This is a genomic window from Paenibacillus sp. Y412MC10 (assembly GCF_000024685.1).
GTDB classification, from domain to species: domain Bacteria; phylum Bacillota; class Bacilli; order Paenibacillales; family Paenibacillaceae; genus Paenibacillus_AQ; species Paenibacillus_AQ lautus_A.
In genome coordinates this window covers 3,237,418-3,260,921 of record NC_013406.1, presented here as the reverse complement: position 1 = coordinate 3,260,921, position 23,504 = coordinate 3,237,418, and the positions used below count along the sequence as shown (strand labels likewise).

Below are 23,504 nucleotides of genomic sequence, written 5' to 3'. Positions count from 1 at the left end.
TCTTCCCAGTCCTCCTGCACTCTATTTAGTAGATCGTTCTACATCTGAGGATACCGGATCACTCTTTCTGTGCACTTTCTCAATTCTTTCAGAAATCTTACATATTGCTCGGCAGAAACAGAATGAAACTCGTTTGCCCGTTTGTTGTTGTAAGCCTGATCTTTCCTCCATGTTTCTCTGCCACTTGTTTGGCAATCGCCAGACCGAGTCCCGTGCCGCCATCGCTGGTCCGTGCCCTGTCTCCGCGAACGAAAGCTTCGAACACCTTATCCTTCAGATCATCCGGGATACCGGCGCCATCATCCGAAACGTGAATCTCAACCCCGTTCTCTGCGGTTACCAATTTCAATTCCACGGTTGTGCCGGGAGGGTTGTATTTCCATGCATTGGACAGCATATTGGAAACCGCCCGGTACAACCAGATCGCGTTGAACGGGACCCTCAATTCCCGATTGGGAATATCGTAACGGAAATCAAGCTGTTTATCTTCGAAAACTTCATAATATTCGGCTGCGATTTCCCTCGTAAATTCCGTAATGTCGGAGAATTCCACGGAAAAAGGAACATCGGGACTGTCCAGCTTGGACAGGTCAAAGATATCGTCAATCAGCTCCGACATCAGACTGGCTTTGTCGGATATCAAACGCAAGACCTGGCGTCTTCTCTCTTCCGTATCCACGAGTCCCGCCTCCAGCGCTTCGATATAGCCCCGTATGGTAGTCAACGGTGTCTTCAAGTCATGGGAGATGTCGATCAGCATGCGCTGCTTGCTTTCTTCCAGCTCCTGCTTTTCCCGCTCCATCCGCTCGAGACGCTCTGCCATATCATTGAAATCGTCCTGGATCTGCGCGAGCTCATAGCTTGCTTTGAAGTTTAGCCTTTTGCGGTATTGACCTTGGGCAATGTTTCGAATGCCGTCGGCTATGGAGCTGAGCGGAGTCGTGAGCCTCGAAGCGGTCCTTCTTCCGAACGCATACACGGTGATCGCAAACAAAACGAGAAACAGAAGCAGGGTCTGAAGAGCCATTTTATAAAATACGCGCTTTTGTTGATCGCTGTAGCTCTCCTCTGGCGTAGCGGGAGAATAGCCCTTCTGTGTTGTCTCCTCCACCTTTGTCTGCCCGGATGAATCGAGAAAATAATTCATGATTTGGGCATTCAATATAAACAACGATAACGCCGCAATGATGGCAATCGAAACAAAGAAATACAAGTATTGTCCGATCAGCGAACGCTGCAAACGATTAGGTGTTTTCATGCGTTTAACTCATCTTTCTTGGCAAACCGGTAGCCGAGGCCGCGGATGGTTTTGATATAAACGGGGTTTCTCGGATTGGTCTCGATTTTGTCCCGCAGCCTGCTAATCTGCACCATAACGGCGTTATCGTCGGCCAGGTACAACTCGTCCCAGGCATGCTCAAACATTTGACGTTTCGTAAATACGCGTCCCGGTTCTCCCATAAACAGGTTTAACAATTTATATTCGATCGCGCTGAGCGAAATGGGCTTTCCATTGATATACAGCATGTATTCGCGATGATCCAGCACCAAATCACCGATGCGGGTGACGGAAACCGGGTCAGGTTCCGACGACTCATTGAATTCATAGGACCGTCTTAACTGGGCCTGAATTCTTGCCATTACTTCCATCGGGCTAAACGGTTTGGAAACATAATCGTCTGCTCCGAGCTTGAGACCCGTGATTTTATCGAGCTCCTGATTTTTGGCCGATACGAGAATGACCGGGATTTTATAATCCTGTCTAATCGTGCGGAGCAGCTGGTATCCGTCGATGACCGGCATCATGATATCGAACAGAGCGAGATCGACGCGTTGGCTTCGGAGATGCTCAAGCGCTGCAAGTCCGTCGAAGGCTGCCAAAGTCGTATATCCTTCTGCGTCTAAATAGAGTTTCAGCATGTCTACGATATCCGGATCATCATCGACCACAAGTATGGTTCTGGGCATAAATAGCATCCTCCTTCAAGTAGTATAGGGTTCTCCTTGGAAGGCTAATTTCCTTTTTTGCGTTGTCTCGTCAGCATTATTAAACAGAAATAACCTCTCACCGGATACGGCGGAGGTCATTTTATGATTGATTCATTAGCGTCCGATAAAACCAAACAAGAGAAGCTGGTTAAGCTCAGCCATCTTGTCGTTATAATTCCCGGCTCTTGCCCAGGAAGCTTGCAGCGTCCCGACGGCATTCAATAATTCCAATAGGGTCTCCAGCGAGACCGAAGAATGAATTGCCCCTTCCTTCTTCCCCAGCTCAATAAATTCCTGAATAAGCTCCAGTCTAATTTTATTGGTGCTTTCGCTGTATAAGCTCGCCAGCACCTGATCTTCGACCGCGCCTGGGGTACAAAGCAATTGATAGTCTTGGTCGGCGCAGATCGCAAGTACGCGGGATAACTTGTCTTTAAACTCGATATCTTGGTTTAACAGCTCCATGGCCATACGGATGGTATTCTGCATCAGTACGTTTGCGCATTCTTTGACCACCCCTTCTTTGCTGCCAAAATAGTTATACAGCGATACGGACGACACTCCGGATTCTTCGGCAATGTCTTTGATGCTGACGTGGACGAAGCCTTTTTCTTTGAACAGCTTTAAGGCCGCTTGAACGATCGCATCCTTCTTCTGCTGCGTTCTCACTTCGAATTTGTTCATCAAGATCCTCACTCGCTTCCGCATTCATCACTACACGTAGTTTAACATAACCTGTACAGTTTTTAAATTACACAAGAAATATTTAAAAACTTCTTGACAGTCTTAGCAAGATCCATATAGAATCAAGCTGTAATTTTTAAATATCGAGTCGATTATTTAAAAACCATGTGCAATACATGAAATATTCGCTTGAGCAAACACGTTTTGACCCAAGCGTTTAATCTACAATGGGGGACCTATTATGCGAATATTGGTTTACGGCGCAGGCGTTCTGGGCAGTTATTTAGCTCACGAGATGGTGCGCGTAGGACACAACGTCACGATGCTGGCCAGAGGACAAAGAGCGAACGAGCTGGAGAAGAATGGCAATGTCATCCGTCATTATTTTCAATTCAAAACTACGGTTCATAACGTGAGGGTCATTCGCGAGCTAGAGCCGGACGATGTATATGACCTTATTTTTGTCGTGATGAAATATCCGGATTTCGAGGCCGTATTGCCTGCACTGGCTGCGAATCACAGCCGCCATGTCGTCATCATGGGCAACAATGCAAGCCCTCAGGACATGCAAACCTACTTGCAAGCCCATAGTTCTGTGACGAAACAGGTGGCCTTCGCTTTTCAATCGATCGCTGGCTGGAGAGAGAACGGCCTTGTCATTAGCGTGCGCGGCCCAAGAACCAAAATCAATATCGGAGGTTTAGGCGAGGATCTGTCTTGGCGGCCGTTCATCGATCAGGCTTTGGCAAACACCAAATATGCATGGACCTACCAAAAAAATATGAATGAGTGGCTGAAGAGTCATTATGTTATGATCTTGGCTTTGAATTCCATTGCTTCTGCATATAACGGGAATTTGCGCAGAGCCGCCAAAGACAGGAAGCTTCTTCATCTTGTCATCCATGCTATGGATGAGGGGCATCAAGTATTAGAGAAAAACGGGTTCACGGTTACGCCTGCCGCTCAAAAGCAGTTCGCCCGCAAAAACAGAAAGCTCTTTTACATTCTATTGAAGATGATGCTGTCTATCCCGATCAGCAGAATTCTGTTAAGTGATAAGGCGGTGTCGGCCAACGAGGTGACGGCGCTGCAGCAAGCTTTTGCCGAATTAAAGAAAAGCGCGAATATGGCGACGCCGCATTGGGATGAGCTTCAACAATATTCCCTGCCTGAGCGGCAGAGATCTTAAATGATGGCTTATGGATCGATCCCGTAGACAGTATAAGAAGCTTTTGAGTAAATCAAAAAAGAATCTCTGCTCAACCAGCGAGCAGAGATTCATGAACCTTCAGGCGTACATTGCTAAACATCCCCTTCTCTCTCCCTGATATGGCTGGAGTTTGAAGCAGCCAAGCCTCCTTTTCGCTCGTACGCGAAAATAACCATCATGATGCTTAACATTGCACAGATCATGTACATAGTGGAGTAGGACAAATAATCGGCGATCGGTCCCATCGCGACCCCGCCCAAGGATACGCCTAAATCGGCCATCGCAATGAACAGACCGATTAACACGTTGCGATTGGACGAGGGCAATACAAATGACAAATAAGTCGTTAACGTAGGGTACAGCAGCGCCTGGGCCATGCCCATAAGAATGGCGCCTGCGTAGAGCAGCATGCTTCCCAACTCTGAAGACAGGCTGATGCATGCCGAAGCCAGGGTTACAAGAAGCATGGTACCCATGATAAACCATGAATGCCATCTGCCATCGGACGGAATTCGTTTTCTCAGGACAAACCGCGAAGCGACTACGACCGCAGCCTGGAGCATCAAGTAAATCCCGGCGCTGCCGCTGTTCAGCTGCTCGCCGTATAAAGGCATAAACGTGGTGACCGCTCCGAATACGATGGATGCCGACAGCATCAAGACACTGCATCGGAACAGGAACCGATTCTTAACGATTTGCCCGAAGGAATGGAACACGCCTGAACGGCTTGTCGCTTGTTCTGATGGGGCCTTCTCTGTGTCCATCTTGACGCTATACCCGAATAAACCTGTACAAATGGCGATAGCAACAAGAATAAGCGTGAATGAGTCCATGCCGCCCGTCTGCCAGAGGCCTAATGCGAGAACCGGACCGATCACGCCCGGGATATAGGTGAACAATGAATAAAATGAAATGCCTTGCGAACGCTCCTTCTCAGGCAGTGCATCAATGATGCCGATCTGCAATGCCATCGAAAAGAAAGCCGTGCAAATGCCTTGCAAAATTCGAGCCATGAGGTATCCCCCTAATCCGGTACAAGTGTACAGAATCAGGGCAGTGCCGTTTACCAACAGAACCAGGCGAAGCACCTTAACGGGCCCATGCTTTTGGATCAAATGCCCGGCCCAGGGCCGAAAGAACATCGTTGTCAACATGTAAGCCCCCATGACGAGACCGATGGTTGTGCTGCTGGCTCCCCATGCGGCTCCTTGAAGCGGAATGATGACGTTGAGTAAGGCATTGGCGCTGAAATAAAGCAGGGCCAGCATATATAAACGCAAAAACGGCCAAGACATCGCTCCACTCACTATATTTCTCCTCCTGCTTGCATGTAAACGTTAGAACGTAATCAAATGCTCCATTAATCTTTTGGCATAATCCGACTGAACATGCTTTAATTGCTTGACGTCGATCGTCTCCTCCACCTTGCCGCTTCTGAAAATAAGAACCCTGTCGCAAATATAAGCGGCAGCTTGAATGTCGTGCGTGATGAAGACGTAACTCATCTGATAGATGTCTTTAAGCTCCTTCAATAAGCGGAGGACCTGTATCTGTACGGATACGTCCAAAGAGCTGATCGCCTCGTCGAGCACGATGCACTTGGGCTCCGTGGCAATCGCTCTGGCAATGCAGACCCTCTGCGCCTGTCCGCCGGATAACTCATGCGCATATTTCGTTTTGTAGGAAGCGTCCAACCCGACCTGATGCAGCAAACGATCGACTCGGGCGTCTTGGTCGGAACGTACCGGACCCTGCGCCGTTAAGGGCTCCATGATGGCTTCCTTCACGGTATAGAACGGGTTGATCGAAGACGTATAATCCTGAAAAACGGCACTCATATTGCCGGAACGCACACGACGATTCCTCACATCGTTTCCTTCGAATAAAACGGCCCCTTGGTCCGGTTGTTCAATACCCAAAATCAATCGTCCAAGGGTAGATTTTCCGCTTCCGCTCTCGCCGATGATGCCAAGGCACTCGCCGCTTCCGCATTCGAAGCTTACATCGTGCAGAATTTGCTGCTTTTTCCTCGAAAACAGGCCGCCTACCCGGTAGGATTTATGTACGTTCTCTACCTTCAGCACGTTACTCCCCCCTCATAATCTCGTTGAAATGGTTGCTCAGCTCAAGACGGGTAGAAACCAGGTACTGCGTATAGGAATGCCGCGGTGCCGATAATACCTCTTCAACGCTCCCGCTTTCTACAATAACGCCGTTTCTCATAACCAATACTTCATCGGCAATCTTCTTCACGACCCCCAAGTCGTGGGACACAAAAATCATGGAGCCTCCCATTCGCTCGCGGAGCTGGATGAATTGTTCAACGACCTCGTACTGCGAGATGGTATCGAGTGCCGTCGTTGGCTCGTCGGCGATCACGATGTCGGGCGAAAGAACCAGCGTGAGCGCAATCATCAAGCGCTGCAGCATGCCGCCCGATAATTGGTAAGGGTATTTATTCATGATTTCGATCGGATGGTTTAGCATGACGCTCTCCATCGCTTTTTTCATCGTGGTTTCGACTTGGCTCTTGCTCCAGCCGAAATGCGCTTTTAACGTCTCTTGGAAATGAACGCCGACTACGGAAGATGGATCAAACGATCCCATGCCGTTCTGCATGATCATCCCAATGTGTTTCCCCCTTCTTCTTCTCATTTCTTTATCCGAAAGTTGATTCAAATTCTCGCCTTTGAACAGAATCTCCCCGGATTGACGAATCCAGGGCTTATGCAATCGGATGATCGATCTGCACGTAAGGGATTTTCCGCTCCCGCTTTCACCTACTATAGCCAGGCAGGTTTGGGGCTTTAACTGAAAAGAGCTGTCACGAATGATCTCTTTGCCCTCTTTCGCATCCCATACCCTCAAATGGTTAACCTCTAGCATATTCAACATTCGGTTTCTCCACCTCTGCAACTCGCGGCTGCTTGCCGGAGTTCATTCGTTTGGGATCCAGCGCGACTTGGAGCCCATCCGCCAGAAAATTAAATGCCGATACGGCAATGACGATCGCCAAGCCGGGCGCCAACATCAGCTCGGGGTGTGAAAACATAACCTCTCTCGCTTCATTCAGCATCATTCCCCATTCGGCGTGAGGGGCCTTGATGCCCAGCCCCAAGAAGGATAATCCGGAGATTTGCAATATCATGGAACACATCGAACCACTGGCAATGACGGCAATATCCGAGAATGTTACGGGAACGATATGCTTCAAAATAATTCTACGATTGCTGATACCGGCAGCTTTTGAAAACTTCACATAATCCTTTTCGGCATACTGCTGGACCGACGTTCGAATGACGCGGGCAAACCACGCCCATTTCATGGCAACAAAGGCAATCAGGATGTTCTCAAGGCCTGCACCCAGAATGCCGACAACCGCCAGTGTCATGACATACCCGGGAAAAGAAAGCATAATATCGCAAATTCTCATCAGAATCGCGTCCGTTTTGCCTCTGAAGTAGCCTGCCACGAATCCAACGGCCGCACCTACGCCTACTGATGCCAACAAGGCGGCCAGAACCCATAATATACTGGGACGTATGCCATAAATCAGCCGGGACAGGATGCATCTCCCCAAATGGTCGTTGCCGAACCAATACGCCCAGGACGAGCCGGCATAACGCAGCTTCATATCGACATGGTTCGGATCGTGCGGCGCGAATATGGGGGCGAACAGCCCCAAGATTACGATTGCGGCAATAAGGAGCAGTGACAGGCTGGCCAGCTTGTCTCTGCTCAGATTTTTCAGTGCTCTCATCAGATTTCCTTCCTTAATTTCGGATTGAACGCAGCATTGATCATGTCCGACAAGGTGTTGAATAAGACAAAGGCTACAGCCAGGATCAGGACATAGGCCTGAATGACCGGAAAGTCCCTGCTCAATATGGATTTCACGCTCAGTCGCCCAAGTCCCGGCCATGCAAATACATTTTCAATGACTACGGTACTGCCCAGTATAATAGGGATCGCCATGCAAAAGATGGATACGGCGACTTGCAGCGAATTTCTGAGAATATGTTTCGTAATCTTCCTCTCGGGCAAACCGCAAGCTCTCCCATAGACCACATAGTCTTCGTGCAAGTGACTCAGCATGGAGCTTCTTACGTTTCTGAAATAAATGCCGACATAACTCACCGATATGACCGTTACGGGAAGAATATAGCTTTGATAGGAGTCCATGCCACTGGTCGGCAGCAAGTCGAGCCGGACGGAGAAATACCAGATCATGATCGAAGCCAGCCAATAGGAAGGCATCGCAGTCAGAAAGAAAGAAACGCCTCTTACCGATCGATCCAGCATTTTGCCTTCGTTTAATGCGCAGACAACCCCCAAGATGACGGACATGACGATAATGATGATCGACGAAACCAACGTTAACTTTAACGTGTTGAGAAACGCCGGGCTGATCAAGGACCACACCGATTGTCCCGTGACGTAGGACTCCCCGAAGTCCAATTGAAGACAGGCCATCACCCAGTCGGCATATTGTTTCAGGAAGGGCTGATTCAATCCCAGCTCTTCACGCGTCTTATCGATCAGTTCCTCCGTGATTTCGGGAACTTCCTGGGCGCGGAGCACCACTTCGGCAGGATCCATGGGCGACAGGTTGATCAATAGAAAGGTCAAGAATGAAATCATGAGCAGAATCGGAACGGACAGCAATAATCGTTTAGCTATATAACTTCCCATAATGACTCCTTATCGATTGATGAGCATGCAGCCTATTCGAAATACATTCGTTCAAAAGGCAGCTCAAATTGGGTTTGCTTGAACGTAATGCCTTTCAGGTTCTTCGGTGCGAGAACCGTGACGCTCCCGCTCGAAATCGGGATAAATACGGCTTCATCGTGAACCGTCCGCATGATCTCGGCATACAACGCCTTTCTGGCTTCCTCGTCAGTCGATACCATAACCTGCTGTATCCGGTCATAGAGATGATCCGCTTCGGCGATCCCTTTGGTCGTATGCAGATAAGAAGCCTCGGAAGTGAACGCAGCGATGGTGCTTTGGGGGTCATACGCCAATCCCCAAGTCTGATTAAACAATAACTCGTAGTCGCCCGTAGACCTTCGATTCGCGATCGAACTCGATTCTTCGCCGATGATATCCAGCTTGATCCCGATCTGCATTAGCGCATGCTGAATGAATTCCGCCTGTGTTTTTTGCGAGGATGAATTGCTGTCATAATATAAGCTCATGGCCAGCTGCTGACCGGACTTGGTCCGGGCCTCATCGCCAAGCTCTTTTTTCCATCCGGCTTGTTCCAAGATTAACTCGGCCGCTCCCGGATCATAGCCGCGTTCCTTCAATTCGACATCCGCATAGTTCACGTTGGACGAGAACAACCTGTTCGCCTCGGCTTCGGTTCCTTCGAATATGTCCTTGCTGATCGTTTCGCGATCCATTGCATACCAGATTGCCTCACGCACCGCGGTTTCGCTTACCGGGCTGTCCGATTTGCTGCTGTTGGCGACTATCATTTTCGTATTCATGGCTTCGCTGCGAACAAGCTGATAGGTTCCGGCGTCAACCAGTTGATTCATCGCTTGCACGTCGATGCTGTCTGCCCCCCGATCATCGGTGAATACGAAGTTCACCTCTCCTTTCTGCATGGCCAAAAACGTCGTCTCGCCGGCAGGCAGCACCTTAGCCGTAATTTTCTTGATTTTCGGCGGACCGTTCCAGTATTCTTCATTGGCGGTAAAGATGGCGTACTCATCGATTTTATGCTCCGTGAACTTGTAAGGACCTGTACCGTTATGGCCGTTAACGCCATCCTTCGTTTCCCCTTGCATGAAGTCCTTTGGCGATAGGAATACATACGGCCGCGTCATGGACAATTCGACCAGCGTTGGGTAATAAGCTTCGCTTAAGATCAATTGGACAGTGTATTCATCCACGACCTTCACGTTTTTGATTTTGCTCGACAGCTTAATCCAGGCATGTTTTTCGGCATTACGCTGCACGGCGTCGATGTTCAATTTGACGGCTTCGGCATTAAACGGTTCTCCATTATGGAACTTCACGTCCTTTCTTAAATGAAAGGTATAGGTCCGGCCGTCTTCGGAAAGGTCCCAAGATTCCGCAAGCAGCGGCTTGATGCCCTCCTTCGTGTTCTCCACCAGCGACTCGTATACCATGCCCTGAGCCGGCATGGACCCCGTGTACAAATGCGGGTTCATATCATGAATATCTTTTGCTGTCGCATAGATTAATTCATCCCGGACAGCCGATGCGGCTTTGTTTTCCTGATTCGTCTCTCCGCAGCCTGCCAAAAGCGCGAATGTGCATAAAAACATCCATATGATTACGGTTTTTCTTTTCACGGTTTTCCTCCTGCTACCCACTTGATTATGTTAACGTTCATGTATTGGTTAGGTCCTTGCATATCATGGCCAGTTCTTCTCCGAAACTCTGAACCGCGAAGGCGCCGGACAACGACCGGTCCTTATGAGCAAGTGCCACGCTGACGATTTTGCCTTCATATGCTGAAATGAACCGATCGATGGTTGGACATTCCACCTTTAAGAAGCCGGCGATGCCTTGTATGATCTTGATCCGATAATAGTCCTCCTTCGGCATTCTCGGGATATCCAGGCAGCCTTCCAGATTGATAAACAAACTCCAGATCGGCACCGCCGAGAAATCGAAGTACTTTCCCTCAGGATCCGGCTGAGAGAAGGGATCGATCAACAATGAGGCGTAACGGATATACAATAAATACTCTTGATGAATGCTTTCCAGGTGCTCGAAGCAATCGATATCCTGTCGTGATAAACTCTCATTTCTCACCGGATAGTTATCATCCGTCATAAACTTCAGCAAATTGATGCTTCTCATCCCTAATCGACTCAAGATGTTCATCATTTCTTTCCACTGGGATAACATATTGCGGATCAGTTCCTGCGTAATAGGGCCTTCGGGGAATAGCTTATAGACATACTTGCGAGTACCCGATTCGTCAAAAATAGCGTTTAATGAGAAGTCATTCATGAACAAAGCGGGATGGACATATAACGAAATATTTCGCGCTTCTGCCTCCAGGGGCGTCCTCATGAATTCCACTTCAATGTCCGATTGCTTATACAGACCGCACAGCCTGTCGACAAGATCCGAGCGGCCACGTGTCGAGCCGATATAGACTTTTTTCTTGACCCCCGTCGTTATGACATGATTGGAAACCCGGTCATCCACCCATCTGGTGTCCCCGATATATGTAGAAAAGCTTATGATTTCCGCACCCGGATTCAACTCCCAGATAAAACCGGATACCAATCTGTTGGAACCGAATGTCGGGGAAATCAGCACCAAGCTTTTGACTTTTCGCAGGACGTCTTGGTCGATTTGTCTCATGACTTCCAAATAGGCGTCTGTGGTCACTGCCAAAATCAGGGTATCCCACTGGCCTTCGATCGTCTCAATGCCACGGAATACGCCATCCAAGCGGCACTCGCCTTCCAAGGCATGATGTTTTTCATTTTGGATGCTTACGCGAACCCTTTGACCGCTGGCCGCAAGCGATTCAAAGAAATCCGCGGAACGGACCGATTCCCGACCCGCAATGCCCAAATGACAACGGTACCCTTTCTTAAGGATCACTGCCAGCTGCAAGGCGGCTGGACCCGTTCCCAATATCAGGACTCGCTTCATATCTCTCATAAGAACACCTCACTTCGATTATCCATGTGTTATGGTGCCTTTTTGTACAACGCGATGTCGAATATATCGTTTTGGCGCAGAACCGTATCAACTAGTTTCCATTTGTCGTCATCCGTTTCTTTCATGGGGTAATTGAATAAAGACTTCAAACGGTTTCCGTGCCTCATGGCCACAACGACCTCTTCGTTCGTTAATGGATGTAACCGCTCCAATATGTCATACTTTTCAGCAACCGTTGAACTGAAAATGATGTGGGTGACCTCTTGTATGTAATCAAGATTTTCTACTGGTGTATTTATCAGCCGGATCTTCAGCTCCGGGCCCAATGCCTCGATAACCTTGACCCCGAGCCCAATGGCCTCATCGTCAATGTCGATGCCGATCACCTCGGCTCCCGTTCGCTTGGCAATCAATAGAGCCGTCATCGGAAATGCGCCGGAGCCAACCAGCAGTATGATCGACTTCGAAGTCACTTGGAAGCTTCCGAACTCTTTCTCGATGCATTCTTCGATATTCCTGAAATAATCGGTGATCCCCGTGTCTCCCCTGATCAATTTCAATGCGCGATATTTCTCCAGGGTCGCTACGCAGCGTGCCGAATACGCTCTCAATTCCTCCGCAAGCCCGTTTAAACCTCCAGTTCCTTGCCGCTCCAGCTCATCCCAAATATTGGAGTTGGACTGGTCGGTGATAAATGCTGAATAATCATCGACCAGACGTTCCAGCTCCGTTCGGTGACGGGAAATATCATCGAAGCGGTCTGCGTAGTACTTAAACCTTGTTAAATATTCAGCCAAGGATTGATCAAACATGGTTAGTTTCACGATTTCCCACCCCCGCGATATGGTCTTCATCCAGATCAATGAATGCGATGCCTTGAGCTGCAATCCCAACGGACCCTTCGATTTCCAGATGCGTCAACCGGTTTTGATCAAATAGGGCCTTTACATGAATCGTCCCGCCGGGCTGTTTGATGGAAGCCTCGACACCCCTCTTATGCTTCCAAGCTAAGTAGGCGCCTACGGAAGCGGTGCCAGATCCGCAACCTCTTTCCCACACCGCGCTATTAAGCTCCGGTACATAAATGAGCGGAGTCAGTTCCCTAATGCGGGAGTTGTATAACAGGATTCCAACCATTCTTGCATCGAGAAAGGGTCCGATGTGCTTGGCCATGGCCAACATGCTGCTGTTCATTTGCGCATCGAAGCGCTCCACTTCAATCACAAAATGAACAAAGTCTTTGTATCGAACGACAACCGCATCAACAAGGGAGCACCCGTCTTGAAGGATCGTTTGATCAATTCTCACCGGAAGCGGCATGTTGACCCTGCAGCGATAATCCTCCTTGTTTTTTGTTATATGGCATGACACTAACCGCTCCGCCCCTGAAACCTCTAGTCGAAACTCAGTTGTTAGATGTCGTTTTATCCCCTGGACCTCAGCCAGGTATGCCGCTAGGGCCATGCAAGCATTCCCGCAAAATTCACCTCCTGCCATCCGCAGAAACGCATCCGCATCATCTTTCATGGATTGTTCGATAAAACCAACCTGCTCAGCATAAACATTGTCGTAAGACATGATTTTAGCAGCGACGCGTTTATGTTCATCGGGCGGAAGCTTGGTGTTAATGAGAATCGTCATGTTCTGCGTGGGATTGCATTTCACAAAATCGATCTTCTGCTTCATCACGGGCTCCCTCTGTTCCAATGGATTGCCAGTTGGATTGATGTTCTCTAATCGTAATTATTACGATTAAGAATGATGAGAATATAGCATGGCTTTTCGAAATAGTCAACATTTTAGCAAGAAAAAAACTCTTTCGACGTCATCATCGGAAGAGTTATTTATGCGTATATTGGCTGCCTTGGATGGAATAAAAGCGCAAGTCTTCATGATCGTTAATGGTGGCTAATGCCACATCTTGAATATTCTTATGAACGGGCGTTACTTTTGATTTGAGCCAATCAAGATCCTTACCGATTTCCTGAAGGAGCAGCATATCGATTTTTCCATCCACGATAATCGGCCTCGAGATCGTAAATGGTTGGGTCACTATGTTCATATCAGACGGAGTAACCGGTTGGTATGGAGTGTCCACGAATACGGAAATGGTTCCCCCCGGTTCCCACAAAGCCAGCGATACTTTCTGTATATCCTCTACTTTCTCTTTTCTAAGCTCGGAGAATAAATAATCGACAGAGATCCTAGCTTTAGACAAGTTATGGAATTGGATGAGTCCATTTTTAACGAGCGTGATGGGTGGCGGATCTATATAACGTTTGATGAACGGCCACTTCAGGCTCAACCATGTCGCCGCAACATACAGCACAATGATCACGATGGTGGTGATCATAGATCCTTCCAAGCCCAATTCCTCGTCTGAGAGCGGGTGAGCTATTATATTGCCGAGAATGAGAGCGACAATGAAATCTAGAAATCTTAATTGAGAAATGGAACGCTGTCCCATTACTTTCGCTACTAAAAGTAAAAAAACAAAGCTAACGATGCCTCTTAAGATCCATTGGACGGACGTCAGCGTTTCTTGGCTTTCAAAAAAATCCAATACCTTCAGCCCTTTCCCACAAAATCTGACATATTCAGTAAGTTCCCCTTATGCTGCAATCTCTATACAAGATCGAGTATATAAGGGAGATCATCAATCAAATAAAAAAAGAAGAAATACATCAGCGTATTTCTTCTTCCTTGCAAAATAAAATTAAAGAATTAGGAGAGTTTCAGTTATCCTATTGCTTATTTTCTTTGGAATACAAGGTTTCTTCAGCAACCTGTGCCAGTTCCTCAGCCTTGATGCTAATCTCATGAATCGTTGCCGAGAACTCCTGAATCGTCCTTGACTGGGTATCGGTCAGCGTGTGGATATCGGCAAAAGCATGATTGAGCCGCTGTAAAAATTCCTGAATATGCTTGGTGATGCCATTAATCTGGTCCACGTTCTCTTTGGAGCTTGTCGCCAGCTTCCGAATCTCATCGGCAACGACCGAGAAACCCCTACCAACTTCCCCAGCCCTTGCCGCTTCGATAGAAGCATTAAGGCCTAACATGCTGCTCTGATCCGAAATTTCCTTCACGACGGTGGAAATCTTGCCGATCTGCTGCGCACTGGAGCTAACCTCCGACATTTGACCGGTTACGTCCGACACCCGATCGGTAAGTCGGGCGATGGATTGGCTAATATCTTCAATGGATGCGGTGGTCTGCTCGACAATTGCGGAAAAGCTCTCGGCCATCTCAAACAGCATATTCGCTTTTTCGAGGCTTGTACCCATGCCTACGCCGCCGATTACCCTGCCAAATTCGTCATGCAGCGGGATCGCCCGTGCAGCAAGCGGAAATCCAAACAGCTCTTTCGGAACGACTGCCGATAAAGCTTTATTATTGCGGATGGCATCGGTTACGATATCCCCCTCCACGAGCGGGTCCCCAGGCTTGACATTCAGCGAAAAGGTTCTTCCCGGAATGTTGATGATGAGCTTTTCCGTGTCGTAAATGCCAATCGTGATGTCATCATTCGTAAGACTTTTCAGAAGTGGAGCTACCTTGACAAAGGCCCCTATCATCTCGTGCTGTGTTTGTTCTTCAGTAACATTGCTCATGCTATCTCCCCCAACCCTTCATATGGGTGCTATTGTCCGCCATACCGTGTCATCAAGCTTATTGGCGTATCATTGGGAACTGCATCTTCCCTTCTGATCACTATATTTATCGTCCGAATGCAGCGAATCGTTGAGCAGGATGATGGGCTGGAACAATAAAAATCCCTTCCTCATTCGGTGAGGAAGGGACGTTGTCGAAAGGTTATACCGCTTGTCGCAGCCGCTCAAACAATATGTTGTTTTCCAGATGGATATGCTCGAACGTGTCCTTTTCAAGCATGGCTAACCGTTGAAAGACAAGCCGATACGTACCGCAGGCATCAGCCGGAAGCTCGAAATCGGATGTTACGTCCCGCAGCTCCTGCAGCAAGCTGCCGGCATGAGCATGTTCATGCTCCAGTTCGGACACGTGCGGCTTAAGCTCTGCTGCCGCTTGGTGGCTAGGGTCCGCCACAAATTTCAAGATGAGCGGAAATACACGTTCGTCCTCGTCCTTCGTATGCTCTAGCAGCTCCTTTTTCAATTCCGTGAAGAGCACCTGCACGCGAAGCAGCTCGGGATGGTGCTCACCATGCACACGGGCCAATTTCGTTACATAGGGCGTTAATGCCGGTAATTCATCACGGAGGAAGGCATGATGTTTTTGTTGGATGTGATCAATCAGTTCGGATTCCTTCAATGAAGCGGGACGGCTTTCCTGGTAATCGGCAAACTTGCTCTCTACGGACCGAACCTGCTCCAGAACGGCGGCTGGATCCAAAAGACGCTGCTTGGCTGCCTCTTCCAAAGGCACCTGGCCGCCACAACAAAAATCGATGCGGAGGGATCGAAATAAATCCGCGGTTTGCGGGATGGATGTCACAATATCGGATACTTGGCTCTGAAGCGTGAATGAACTCATATTCAAACCTCCCTAGACTAAATACGTGTTTGTGAACTTTTTCACTCTTACAACTCAAGTATATGAAACTCCCATCCCCGCATATGTGATTGCAGTCATACTGAAATGTAACACTATGTGAACGATAGTATCGAAAGGACAACGGGACCCAGGACAACAACAATCATGGATGAAATCATCCCTGTTTTGTTCTCAAAGCTGCCCAGTTTCTTCGTCATCGTTCACATTACTCGGCCTTCGGACCGATGCCTGTCTTCGCCGAGATATTTACATTGGAAAATGTGGAAGTATTGTATTTCCACGTCTCATTGTTAACTTTAGACGCATCCGCCACAAGCCCGACATAGACTTGCTTCGGCAAATCGACTTGGACGTTTCCAACCGTGGTCCAACTGGTTCCATCTTGAGAAACGAACGATGTGAATTGATTATCCTTGCGGACAAGCTTGATCCAATATGGCAGCTGAAATTCCTGATCCGGCTGAATCCTCGCGACCTCGCCGCCCTCCTCGGCGCGACTAAGGGTTACGCCTCTTTTCCCAGTACGAATATAAGGGACAACAAGGGAAACGAACAGGGCATCCTCTTTCAGGCTCTCGCGGAACATGATCCCGGCTTCCGCTTCCTCATTCGTAGGAGTGATGCTTTCAATCCGGGCAACGATTTCAGCATCTCCCTTTACCTTCTGATATGCAAAATGAAAGACGTCCTTCGTGCCGCCGATATCACCCGCGGATTTGACGGTCACTTCGCCCGGCTCGCCGCCGAGCTGCGTGTGTCCCGGAATTCCCGGACTGCCGACATCGGCCGATTTCCAAGGCCTGATGCTCCCTTTAGTGTTCGCATGAACGACCACGCTCGTTGAGAATGCCATCGTGCCTGTATCGTCGATCGTTTTTGCGGCCCAGTAATGGGTGCCATCCGCAACATCCGTCCACTGATAGCGGAACGGCATGCTTTCGTCCTCCCCAACCTTTTCTCCGTTTCGGTAAAACTCCACCTTGGTTACGCTGCCGTCTTCATCGGAAACGGACGCTTCAATCGTGACGTTCGAGCCGGCTTTTACCACCGTGTTGTTTGCCGGGGCGGTAATGACCGCTGAGGGATTGGCCGATCCGTTTCCTGGTATGGAATTCAGATACAGCTCCAGATTCGTAAATCCTTCGTTTTTGGTCATATTGCGGTCGCTCGGATCTTTCGGATCCAGCCCGTGGGCGATCTCCCAATCATTCGGCATTCCATCTTGATCGTCATCTTCTATTGTGGAAACAACCGGCTCCACGAGCGGATATCCGCCCACCTCATTCTGGGAGTTAATATGCATGCCGGTTCGGTGGATCACATCCTGGATGATCCGGGCATCGACGGCATCCCGCTTCGGCAGGGTGGCTCCGGCGCTTTGCATGACCGCTTCATAAGCCTCTTCGGCGGATTCGGTCGGCAATGGATTGGCAAAGGAAGCGGGAGTTTCCAGCTTCACGTAATTTGGGTATTTATGAACGCCGGACCAGTTATCCTGCGTATATTCCGGATACCCGTCCATGACGTTGCCGTCGATAAAGTAACTTCCGGTGCTCTCCGCATTCATAAACCGAACGACTTCCGTTTCCGGGCCGGGCTTGTAATAATTGTTGATGATATTGGTAACTGCGCCTTTGCCTCCGTACGAAGCAAAGAAACCCCAGTTGTATACCACGTTATTTCGGAAATCATGGGAGTTGCCGGCCGTGCTGTCAAACGCCGGGTTACGGCTGGAATTATGAGCGATCAAGTTATGATGGAAGCTGGTGTTCTTTCCGCCCCATATCCCGCCGTACCCGTGTCTGCCTTTGACGTGTCTGCTAATATGCATGGCGTCGGCGATGATCGACCACTGCACGGTGACATTTTCGTTGCCGTAAGGGCTGAGCACTTCGTCAACGGACCAGCTGAACGAGGAGTGGTCAATGATAATGTCTTTCTTGTACCGTCCGCCAAAAGAGTCTGCTTCCGTTTCATTCATATCGCCCAGCCGGAAGCGCATGTAACGGATGATCAGGTTGTTTCCATCGAAGGACGTTGGATACCCGATAACCGTAATCCCATCGCCCGGCGCCGTTTGACCGGCAATCGTCAGGTTGTCTCCGAGAATCTTCAGTGGGGATTTCAGCTGAATCACGCCGCCGACTTTAAATACGACGGTCCGGTTCCCGGCGCTGACCGCGTCACGAAGCGACCCCGCTCCCGAGTCGGCAAGCGTCGTTACCTCGTACACTTCGCCGCCCCGGCCGCCGGTCGTATATTTCCCACCGCCTTCGGCCCCCGGAAACGCAGGCGTTTGCGGGGAATTTGCCGGGGCTGGGGATTCAGGATTTTCCTCAGCGTAAGCACCTCCGCCGGATAAACCGGTAAACAGCATCGTGAAGACAAGCATTTGCTTCAACCATTTTGCTGCTTTCATTTGCGTACCTCCTTATCATTTTGAGATTCTGACAACGGTTATAATTCGATCACCTCCTTTCTAAGCCATATTTAATCCGAAAGCTACTTGATCACGACCTCCCCCGGTTCCACTTCAGGAGAGATCTCGATCCCCCTAGCCTTATCGGCCTTCAGCCCCGAGCATTCGATTTGGCTGGACCGTTCCCCGGTCACCACCAACAGGCGGTCGTCCTGCGAACCGCCTTCTCCGCTGACATTCGCCACTTGAACATTTCGGCTTTGGTGAAAAAGAAGCAGCGGATTATCCTGAGTGCGAAGGACCAAGTCCTGAATGCTCAGGTTTTGTCCATTTCGGCATACAATGCCTTCCCGACTTGTGATGGCGGACCGCTTCACCGTCAAGTTCTCCACCGGCATCTCCGGCAGGCCGTTGATGAGGAGCGCAGTATGCGCGCCGCTGCACACGATATCCTGAATGACAATGTTCCGGAACACGGGGGTTTCCTCGGTAACGGGCAGCATTACTTCCTCTTGGTATTCGCCGGAGCCGGCTTTCCCTTCGTAATATAAATTGAAGGAGATGGCATCCCCGTCGATATCCCGCATCCGAATCCGTTCAATCAAGATGTTCTCGACCACGCCGCCGCGCCCGCGGCAGCTTTTAAAGCGAATGCCGATATCGGTGCCGATAAAAGTGCAATCGGATACGTATACATCCTTGATGCCTCCGGACATTTCACTGCCGACCACGATGCCGCCGTGGCCGTGATAAACGGTGCAATTCCGGATACTAATCCGCTCGCTCGGCTTTCCCAGCAGGCGCCCGGCTTCATTTTTGCCGGACTTCAGGCAGATCGCGTCGTCTCCTACATCAAACGAGCTGTTTTCAACGGTTACGTATTTGCACGAATCAATGTCCAGACCGTCCCCGTTCTGGGCATACCACGGATTGCGGACCGTAATGTTTTGAATGGTGATCTGCTCCGATGCCCAAGGATGCAGGCACCAGGCTGCGGAGTTTTGAAAGGTGGGACCGCTGAGCAGGATCCGCTTACAGTTTCTCAAGCTGAGCAGATTGGGTCTCAAGTAGTCTCTGACGGGCTCATAATCCTGTGGTTCCTCGCTGCCTGTCTGTTCAATACGGTCCAGGGTCTCCTGACCGTCCCGAGCAGCGGGCGTTGGCCACCACAATCCCTGGTCATCCACGACGCCGCCGGATTGTATTAAGCGCTCCCACTGGCTTTCCGTCAGCTTCCCTCTCTTAACAGGCCTCCAGGCTTCGCCGCTTCCGTCAAAAATCCCGCCCCCGGTGATCGCGACATCCTCCAGCCCTTCGCCATCGAGCGGAGACTGGCAGCGAAACATCTGCCGGCCCTCATACGTGGACATCAGGATCGGATAATCTTCGAAAAACTTGCTGAACATGACGAAGGCACCGGCTGAGGCATGAAGCTCAATCCGGCTCTGCAGCTTGATCGGACCGGTGAGCCATATCCCCGGAGGGATGACCAGCGTGCCTCCTCCTGCCTTTGCGCAGGCTTCAATCGCTTGATGAAATGCTTGAGTATTGTCATAAACACCGTCTCCGACCGCGCCATAGTCTGTAATCGTTACCGTATGTTCCGGGATCACGGGCAAATCAGGGCATATCGCTTCTTCGGTTATCATGATCATGGGTACCTCCGTTATTGTAAGATTTCATTTTCGATTTGTATCGGCTGGACGAAATACCTTCCGCCGGTTTCGGTAGCCATTTCGATGACATGGCCATGACGTTCCATCGGCACCTCCCTTCCATCCGAGGTCGTGACCCGTACGGACCGCTTCGCATGGAGACGAAGCTTCCGACCGCTTACCGAAGTGATCACCGCTTCCGCAAGGCTCCCGTCTCTCCAATCGATATCCACCTGGAAGCCTCCCCTGGCGCGAAGTCCCTGTACGCGCCCTTGCGGCCAGGCTTCTGGCAGCGCCGGCAGAAGACGGATGTGATCCAGGTGACTCTGGATCAGCATTTCGGCAATTCCCGCGGCAGCCCCGAAGTTGCCGTCGATTTGGAACGGCGGGTGATTGTCGAACAGATTGGGGAGCGTCGATTGCCTCAGCAATTCCTTAAGATGAACATAGGCCTGTTCGCCGTCCAGCAGCCGCGCCCAGAAGTTGATGATCCAGGCCCGGCTCCAGCCGGTATGTCCCCCGCCGTGGGCGAGACGCCGCCGAAGCGTAACCCGGGCCGCTTCCGCCAAGTCCGGCGTCGAGTCCGGACTGACCGTCGTTCCGGGATGAAGACCGAACAGATGGGAGATGTGCCGGTGCCCGGGGTCGGCCTCCTCGTAATCCTCCAGCCATTCCTGCAGCTGCCCGTGCCTTCCTACCTTCATCTCCGGCAAACGATCCATGATGGCCGCCCATTCTTGGCGAGCATTTTCGTCGATGTCCAGCTCCAGGCTTGCCTGGATGCAGGCACTGTACAGCTCCGATATGATTTGCGTGTCCATGGACGGTCCGTAACAGAGCGTTCCGGATTCGCCGTTCCGCAGCAAATAACGGTTCTCCGGCGAAACGGATGGATTCGTCACGAGGTATCCTTCAGGACTTTCCACCAGAAAGTCGGTGAAGAAGAGTGCCGCTTCCTTCATGGTCTCATAGGCTCTTTTCAAGAAATCCGGATTCGGATTGAATTTGTAATGCTCCCAGAGATGAAGGGTCAGCCATGCGGCGCCCATCACCCATTGGGTGGCCGGAGGATAAATGTCCTGGGGCGCGGTGTCGGCCCAAATATCGGTGTTATGATGGGCGACGAATCCGCGGCAGCCGTACATTGTTCGTGCCGTTACGCGCCCGTTGTCCCTCATGCGTTCAATTAATTCAAACAGCGGTTCATGGCATTCGGACAGATTGCAGCTTTCCGCCGGCCAGTAATTCATCTGGGTGTTGATATTGATCGTAAATTTGCTGTCCCAGGGTGGAGCCATGGAATCGTTCCAGATGCCCTGGAGATTGGCCGGGAGCGATCCAGGGCGGCTGCAGGCAATAAGCAGATATCTTCCGAAGTGAAAATACAGCGTGTACAGGCCTGCGTCGTCCTCTCCCGCCCGCACACGCTCAAGCCGCTTAGGCGTCGGCAGCAAATGGCGCTCCTGATCTGCAGGAGCTCTCAGGTCCAGCTTTACCCGCTCAAACAACGGCTGATAATCCGCAATATGACGCTTCTTCAAAGCGGCATAGCCCTGGTTCGCTGCATGTTCCAGCAGCTCAGCACAGCGCAATTTCGGATCGTCTACGCGAAAGGTGCTGGCCGCGGCAAGGATAATGACGACTTCGTCGGCCTGATCCACCAGCAAATGCTCGCCGACAACGCGTACGGTTCCGCCTGCAGTTATGGCTTTTGCAGCGGCACTGTAGGTAAGCCCGTCCTTCCCACCGCAATCATTCGTCATGACCACCGTGTCCGTGCCATGCCGATGGACTGCATCCATGTGCTTCCCTTTCTGCCGCTCAAATCGCGCTGTCAAGGTCAGAACACCCGGTCGATCGGCTTCCAGCCGGATGACCATCACCTGGTCCGGATAGCTGCAAAACACTTCCCGGGTAAAGGTAACGCCTCCGTATTGGTATGACGTTACGGCGATCGCCTTTTCAAGATCCAGCTCCCTGCGATAGTGGGACAACTCGCCTTGCGGATGATCGACCTGAATGCAGAAATCGCCCGCCGTCAAATATGGCCTCTGGCTGCGCGGCGTCCCGGAAAAAGCCGTCTCCGACAGCCGGTGGGCTTCCTTCAGCCGCCCTTCGAACAACAGCTTGCGGATGAGCGGAAGATGTCGGAGCGCATCCGGATTGTTGCGGTCCCTCGGACCTCCGTACCATACCGAATCCTCGTTGAATTGGATTTTTTCCTGCTGGGCGCATCCGAATACCATGCCGCCAAGACGTCCGTTCCCAATCGGTAAAGCCTCGTTCCAGTTCTGGGCCGGCTGATCGAACCATATCAAGGTTTCTGAAGTTAATGGCATTCTGTCCTCCTAAGCTTCTTATGCTAAGAATTTGTAAGCGTTTTAAAAAAGTTGGTGATTGCGGCCAAAACCCTTGAAGATCGGCTGCAGGCATGATATATAATTTTCTACGATCACTATCGATGGTAATCCAACCATGCGTATAAAGGAGATTGAGAGGAATGATTGACCGGCTGCAGCCTAAATACCACATCGGAGATCATAATTTCTCCATCCAATACATGTCGCGAAACGGTTCCAGCAGCATGCCGCGCCCCCATGAGCATCCCTACTTCGAGTTGTACTACTTGCTCAACGGGGAGCGAGTTTACTTCATGGACGATAACGTGTTCACCGTCAAAAAAGGGGATCTGATGATCGTGAACCCGCATGATCTGCACTCGACGGCAAGCTCCGAGAAGCTGCTCTTCGAGCGGGTGCTGATCGGCTTCTCCAGAACCTTCATCGAACAGGGGGACGCCGGCGTCGCCAATTTGCTCGATCATGGGACGTCCAGGCTCATTCGTATTCCGCTTAAGCATCAGCCGGAAATCGAGCGGCTGCTGCATTCCATGCTCGCAGAATGCCAAACGGAGCAGACTCACTACAGCTCATTGGTTCGCTCGCTGATGAACGAGTTGCTTATCCGCCTCCACCGGATTGAGACTACGCTGCAATCCCAAACCCATGAATACGAGCATCCGATGCATCAAAAAATTTCGGAAATTGCCCAATATATCAAATCGAATTTCCATGAAAAGCTCACGCTGGAACAGGTTGCCAAGCAGTTTTACATCAGTCCCTCCTATCTCAGCAGGGTATTCACCAGGCTGACAGGCTTTCACTTTCGTGAATACGTGCAGGTGGTACGAATCCGCGAAGCCCAAAAAATGCTCGTGAGCAGCCGGGACTCCGTGCAAATCATCTCCGAGCTGGCCGGATTTGAACATATTGCCCACTTCAATAAAACCTTCAAAAAAATAGCGGGCACGACGCCTCTCCAGTATCGCAAGCGTCACGGATAGAATCGG

20 protein-coding genes are annotated in these 23,504 nt (G+C 50.3%); 2 read left to right on the top strand and 18 right to left on the bottom strand.

Annotated elements, in window-relative coordinates:
• Window positions 1-97: 97 nt before the first annotated feature.
• The 3 genes from GYMC10_RS14215 to GYMC10_RS14205 all read right to left on the bottom strand — a co-directional run bounded on the left by GYMC10_RS14215 (window position 98) and on the right by GYMC10_RS14205 (window position 2,673).
• On the bottom strand, window positions 98-1,258 hold the full coding sequence (locus tag GYMC10_RS14215) for a sensor histidine kinase (protein ID WP_015735108.1): 1,161 nt from the start codon (window positions 1,256-1,258) through the stop codon (window positions 98-100).
• Complete coding sequence (locus tag GYMC10_RS14210) at window positions 1,255-1,968, bottom strand: response regulator transcription factor (RefSeq protein ID WP_015735107.1); 714 nt, start codon at window positions 1,966-1,968, stop codon at window positions 1,255-1,257. The genes GYMC10_RS14215 and GYMC10_RS14210 overlap by 4 nt, the downstream gene beginning before the upstream one ends.
• A gap of 135 nt (window positions 1,969-2,103) precedes the next feature.
• Window positions 2,104-2,673 (bottom strand): TetR/AcrR family transcriptional regulator, encoded by a 570-nt coding sequence (locus tag GYMC10_RS14205; protein ID WP_015735106.1) that lies wholly within the window; start codon window positions 2,671-2,673, stop codon window positions 2,104-2,106.
• Window positions 2,674-2,914: 241 nt separating this feature from the next.
• On the opposite strand from GYMC10_RS14205, the gene GYMC10_RS14200 reads away from it, so the two are divergent.
• A complete protein-coding gene (locus GYMC10_RS14200) occupies window positions 2,915-3,862 on the top strand; it encodes a ketopantoate reductase family protein (protein WP_015735105.1) in 948 nt (315 codons plus the stop codon).
• Between the two features lie 113 nt (window positions 3,863-3,975).
• On the opposite strand, the gene cntE is transcribed toward GYMC10_RS14200, so the two are convergent.
• The 15 genes from cntE to GYMC10_RS14125 all read right to left on the bottom strand — a co-directional run bounded on the left by cntE (window position 3,976) and on the right by GYMC10_RS14125 (window position 22,494).
• A complete protein-coding gene (gene cntE / locus GYMC10_RS14195) occupies window positions 3,976-5,190 on the bottom strand; it encodes a staphylopine family metallophore export MFS transporter CntE (RefSeq protein WP_015735104.1) in 1,215 nt (404 codons plus the stop codon).
• A gap of 30 nt (window positions 5,191-5,220) precedes the next feature.
• The gene (locus GYMC10_RS14190; protein ID WP_015735103.1) at window positions 5,221-5,967 is read right to left on the bottom strand and encodes an ABC transporter ATP-binding protein; all 747 of its coding nucleotides are present in this window, start codon (window positions 5,965-5,967) and stop codon (window positions 5,221-5,223) included.
• 1 nt (window position 5,968) lies between these two features.
• Entirely contained in the window at window positions 5,969-6,778 is an 810-nt protein-coding gene (gene cntD, locus GYMC10_RS14185; protein ID WP_015735102.1) for a staphylopine uptake ABC transporter ATP-binding protein CntD, read from the bottom strand.
• Entirely contained in the window at window positions 6,756-7,643 is an 888-nt protein-coding gene (gene cntC / locus GYMC10_RS14180; protein WP_015735101.1) for a staphylopine uptake ABC transporter permease subunit CntC, read from the bottom strand. Before cntC ends, cntD begins: the two co-directional genes overlap by 23 nt.
• Window positions 7,643-8,575, bottom strand: coding sequence for a nickel/cobalt ABC transporter permease (opp1B, locus tag GYMC10_RS14175; RefSeq protein ID WP_015735100.1), 933 nt, complete (start codon window positions 8,573-8,575; stop codon window positions 7,643-7,645). Before opp1B ends, cntC begins: the two co-directional genes overlap by 1 nt.
• Before the next feature lie 32 nt (window positions 8,576-8,607).
• Window positions 8,608-10,212, bottom strand: a complete 1,605-nt coding sequence (cntA, locus tag GYMC10_RS14170) for a staphylopine-dependent metal ABC transporter substrate-binding lipoprotein (RefSeq protein WP_015735099.1) — start codon at window positions 10,210-10,212, stop codon at window positions 8,608-8,610.
• A 37-nt stretch (window positions 10,213-10,249) separates the two neighbouring features.
• On the bottom strand, window positions 10,250-11,545 hold the full coding sequence (locus GYMC10_RS14165) for an opine metallophore biosynthesis dehydrogenase (protein WP_015735098.1): 1,296 nt from the start codon (window positions 11,543-11,545) through the stop codon (window positions 10,250-10,252).
• 29 nt (window positions 11,546-11,574) lie between these two features.
• Window positions 11,575-12,369, bottom strand: coding sequence for a class I SAM-dependent methyltransferase (locus tag GYMC10_RS14160; RefSeq protein ID WP_015735097.1), 795 nt, complete (start codon window positions 12,367-12,369; stop codon window positions 11,575-11,577).
• Window positions 12,350-13,231 carry a diaminopimelate epimerase gene (locus tag GYMC10_RS14155; RefSeq protein ID WP_015735096.1) on the bottom strand — a complete coding sequence of 294 codons (882 nt, stop codon included), beginning with the start codon at window positions 13,229-13,231 and terminating at the stop codon, window positions 12,350-12,352. The genes GYMC10_RS14160 and GYMC10_RS14155 overlap by 20 nt, the downstream gene beginning before the upstream one ends.
• Before the next feature lie 154 nt (window positions 13,232-13,385).
• Window positions 13,386-14,108: a DUF421 domain-containing protein gene (locus tag GYMC10_RS14150; protein ID WP_015735095.1), complete on the bottom strand. Its 723-nt coding sequence runs from the start codon at window positions 14,106-14,108 to the stop codon at window positions 13,386-13,388.
• Between the two features lie 181 nt (window positions 14,109-14,289).
• Entirely contained in the window at window positions 14,290-15,159 is an 870-nt protein-coding gene (locus GYMC10_RS14145) for a methyl-accepting chemotaxis protein (RefSeq protein WP_015735094.1), read from the bottom strand.
• A 202-nt stretch (window positions 15,160-15,361) separates the two neighbouring features.
• Window positions 15,362-16,060, bottom strand: coding sequence for an iron-sulfur cluster repair di-iron protein (gene ric / locus GYMC10_RS14140; protein WP_015735093.1), 699 nt, complete (start codon window positions 16,058-16,060; stop codon window positions 15,362-15,364).
• Window positions 16,061-16,286: 226 nt separating this feature from the next.
• Window positions 16,287-18,500, bottom strand: coding sequence for an Ig-like domain-containing protein (locus tag GYMC10_RS14135; protein ID WP_015735092.1), 2,214 nt, complete (start codon window positions 18,498-18,500; stop codon window positions 16,287-16,289).
• Between the two features lie 83 nt (window positions 18,501-18,583).
• A complete protein-coding gene (locus GYMC10_RS14130; protein WP_015735091.1) occupies window positions 18,584-20,155 on the bottom strand; it encodes a glycoside hydrolase family 28 protein in 1,572 nt (523 codons plus the stop codon).
• A gap of 11 nt (window positions 20,156-20,166) precedes the next feature.
• Entirely contained in the window at window positions 20,167-22,494 is a 2,328-nt protein-coding gene (locus GYMC10_RS14125) for a glycosyl hydrolase family 95 catalytic domain-containing protein (RefSeq protein ID WP_015735090.1), read from the bottom strand.
• A 161-nt stretch (window positions 22,495-22,655) separates the two neighbouring features.
• Between GYMC10_RS14125 and GYMC10_RS14120 the strand changes: the two genes are divergently transcribed.
• A complete protein-coding gene (locus GYMC10_RS14120; protein ID WP_015735089.1) occupies window positions 22,656-23,498 on the top strand; it encodes a helix-turn-helix domain-containing protein in 843 nt (280 codons plus the stop codon).
• Window positions 23,499-23,504: the final 6 nt, after the last annotated feature.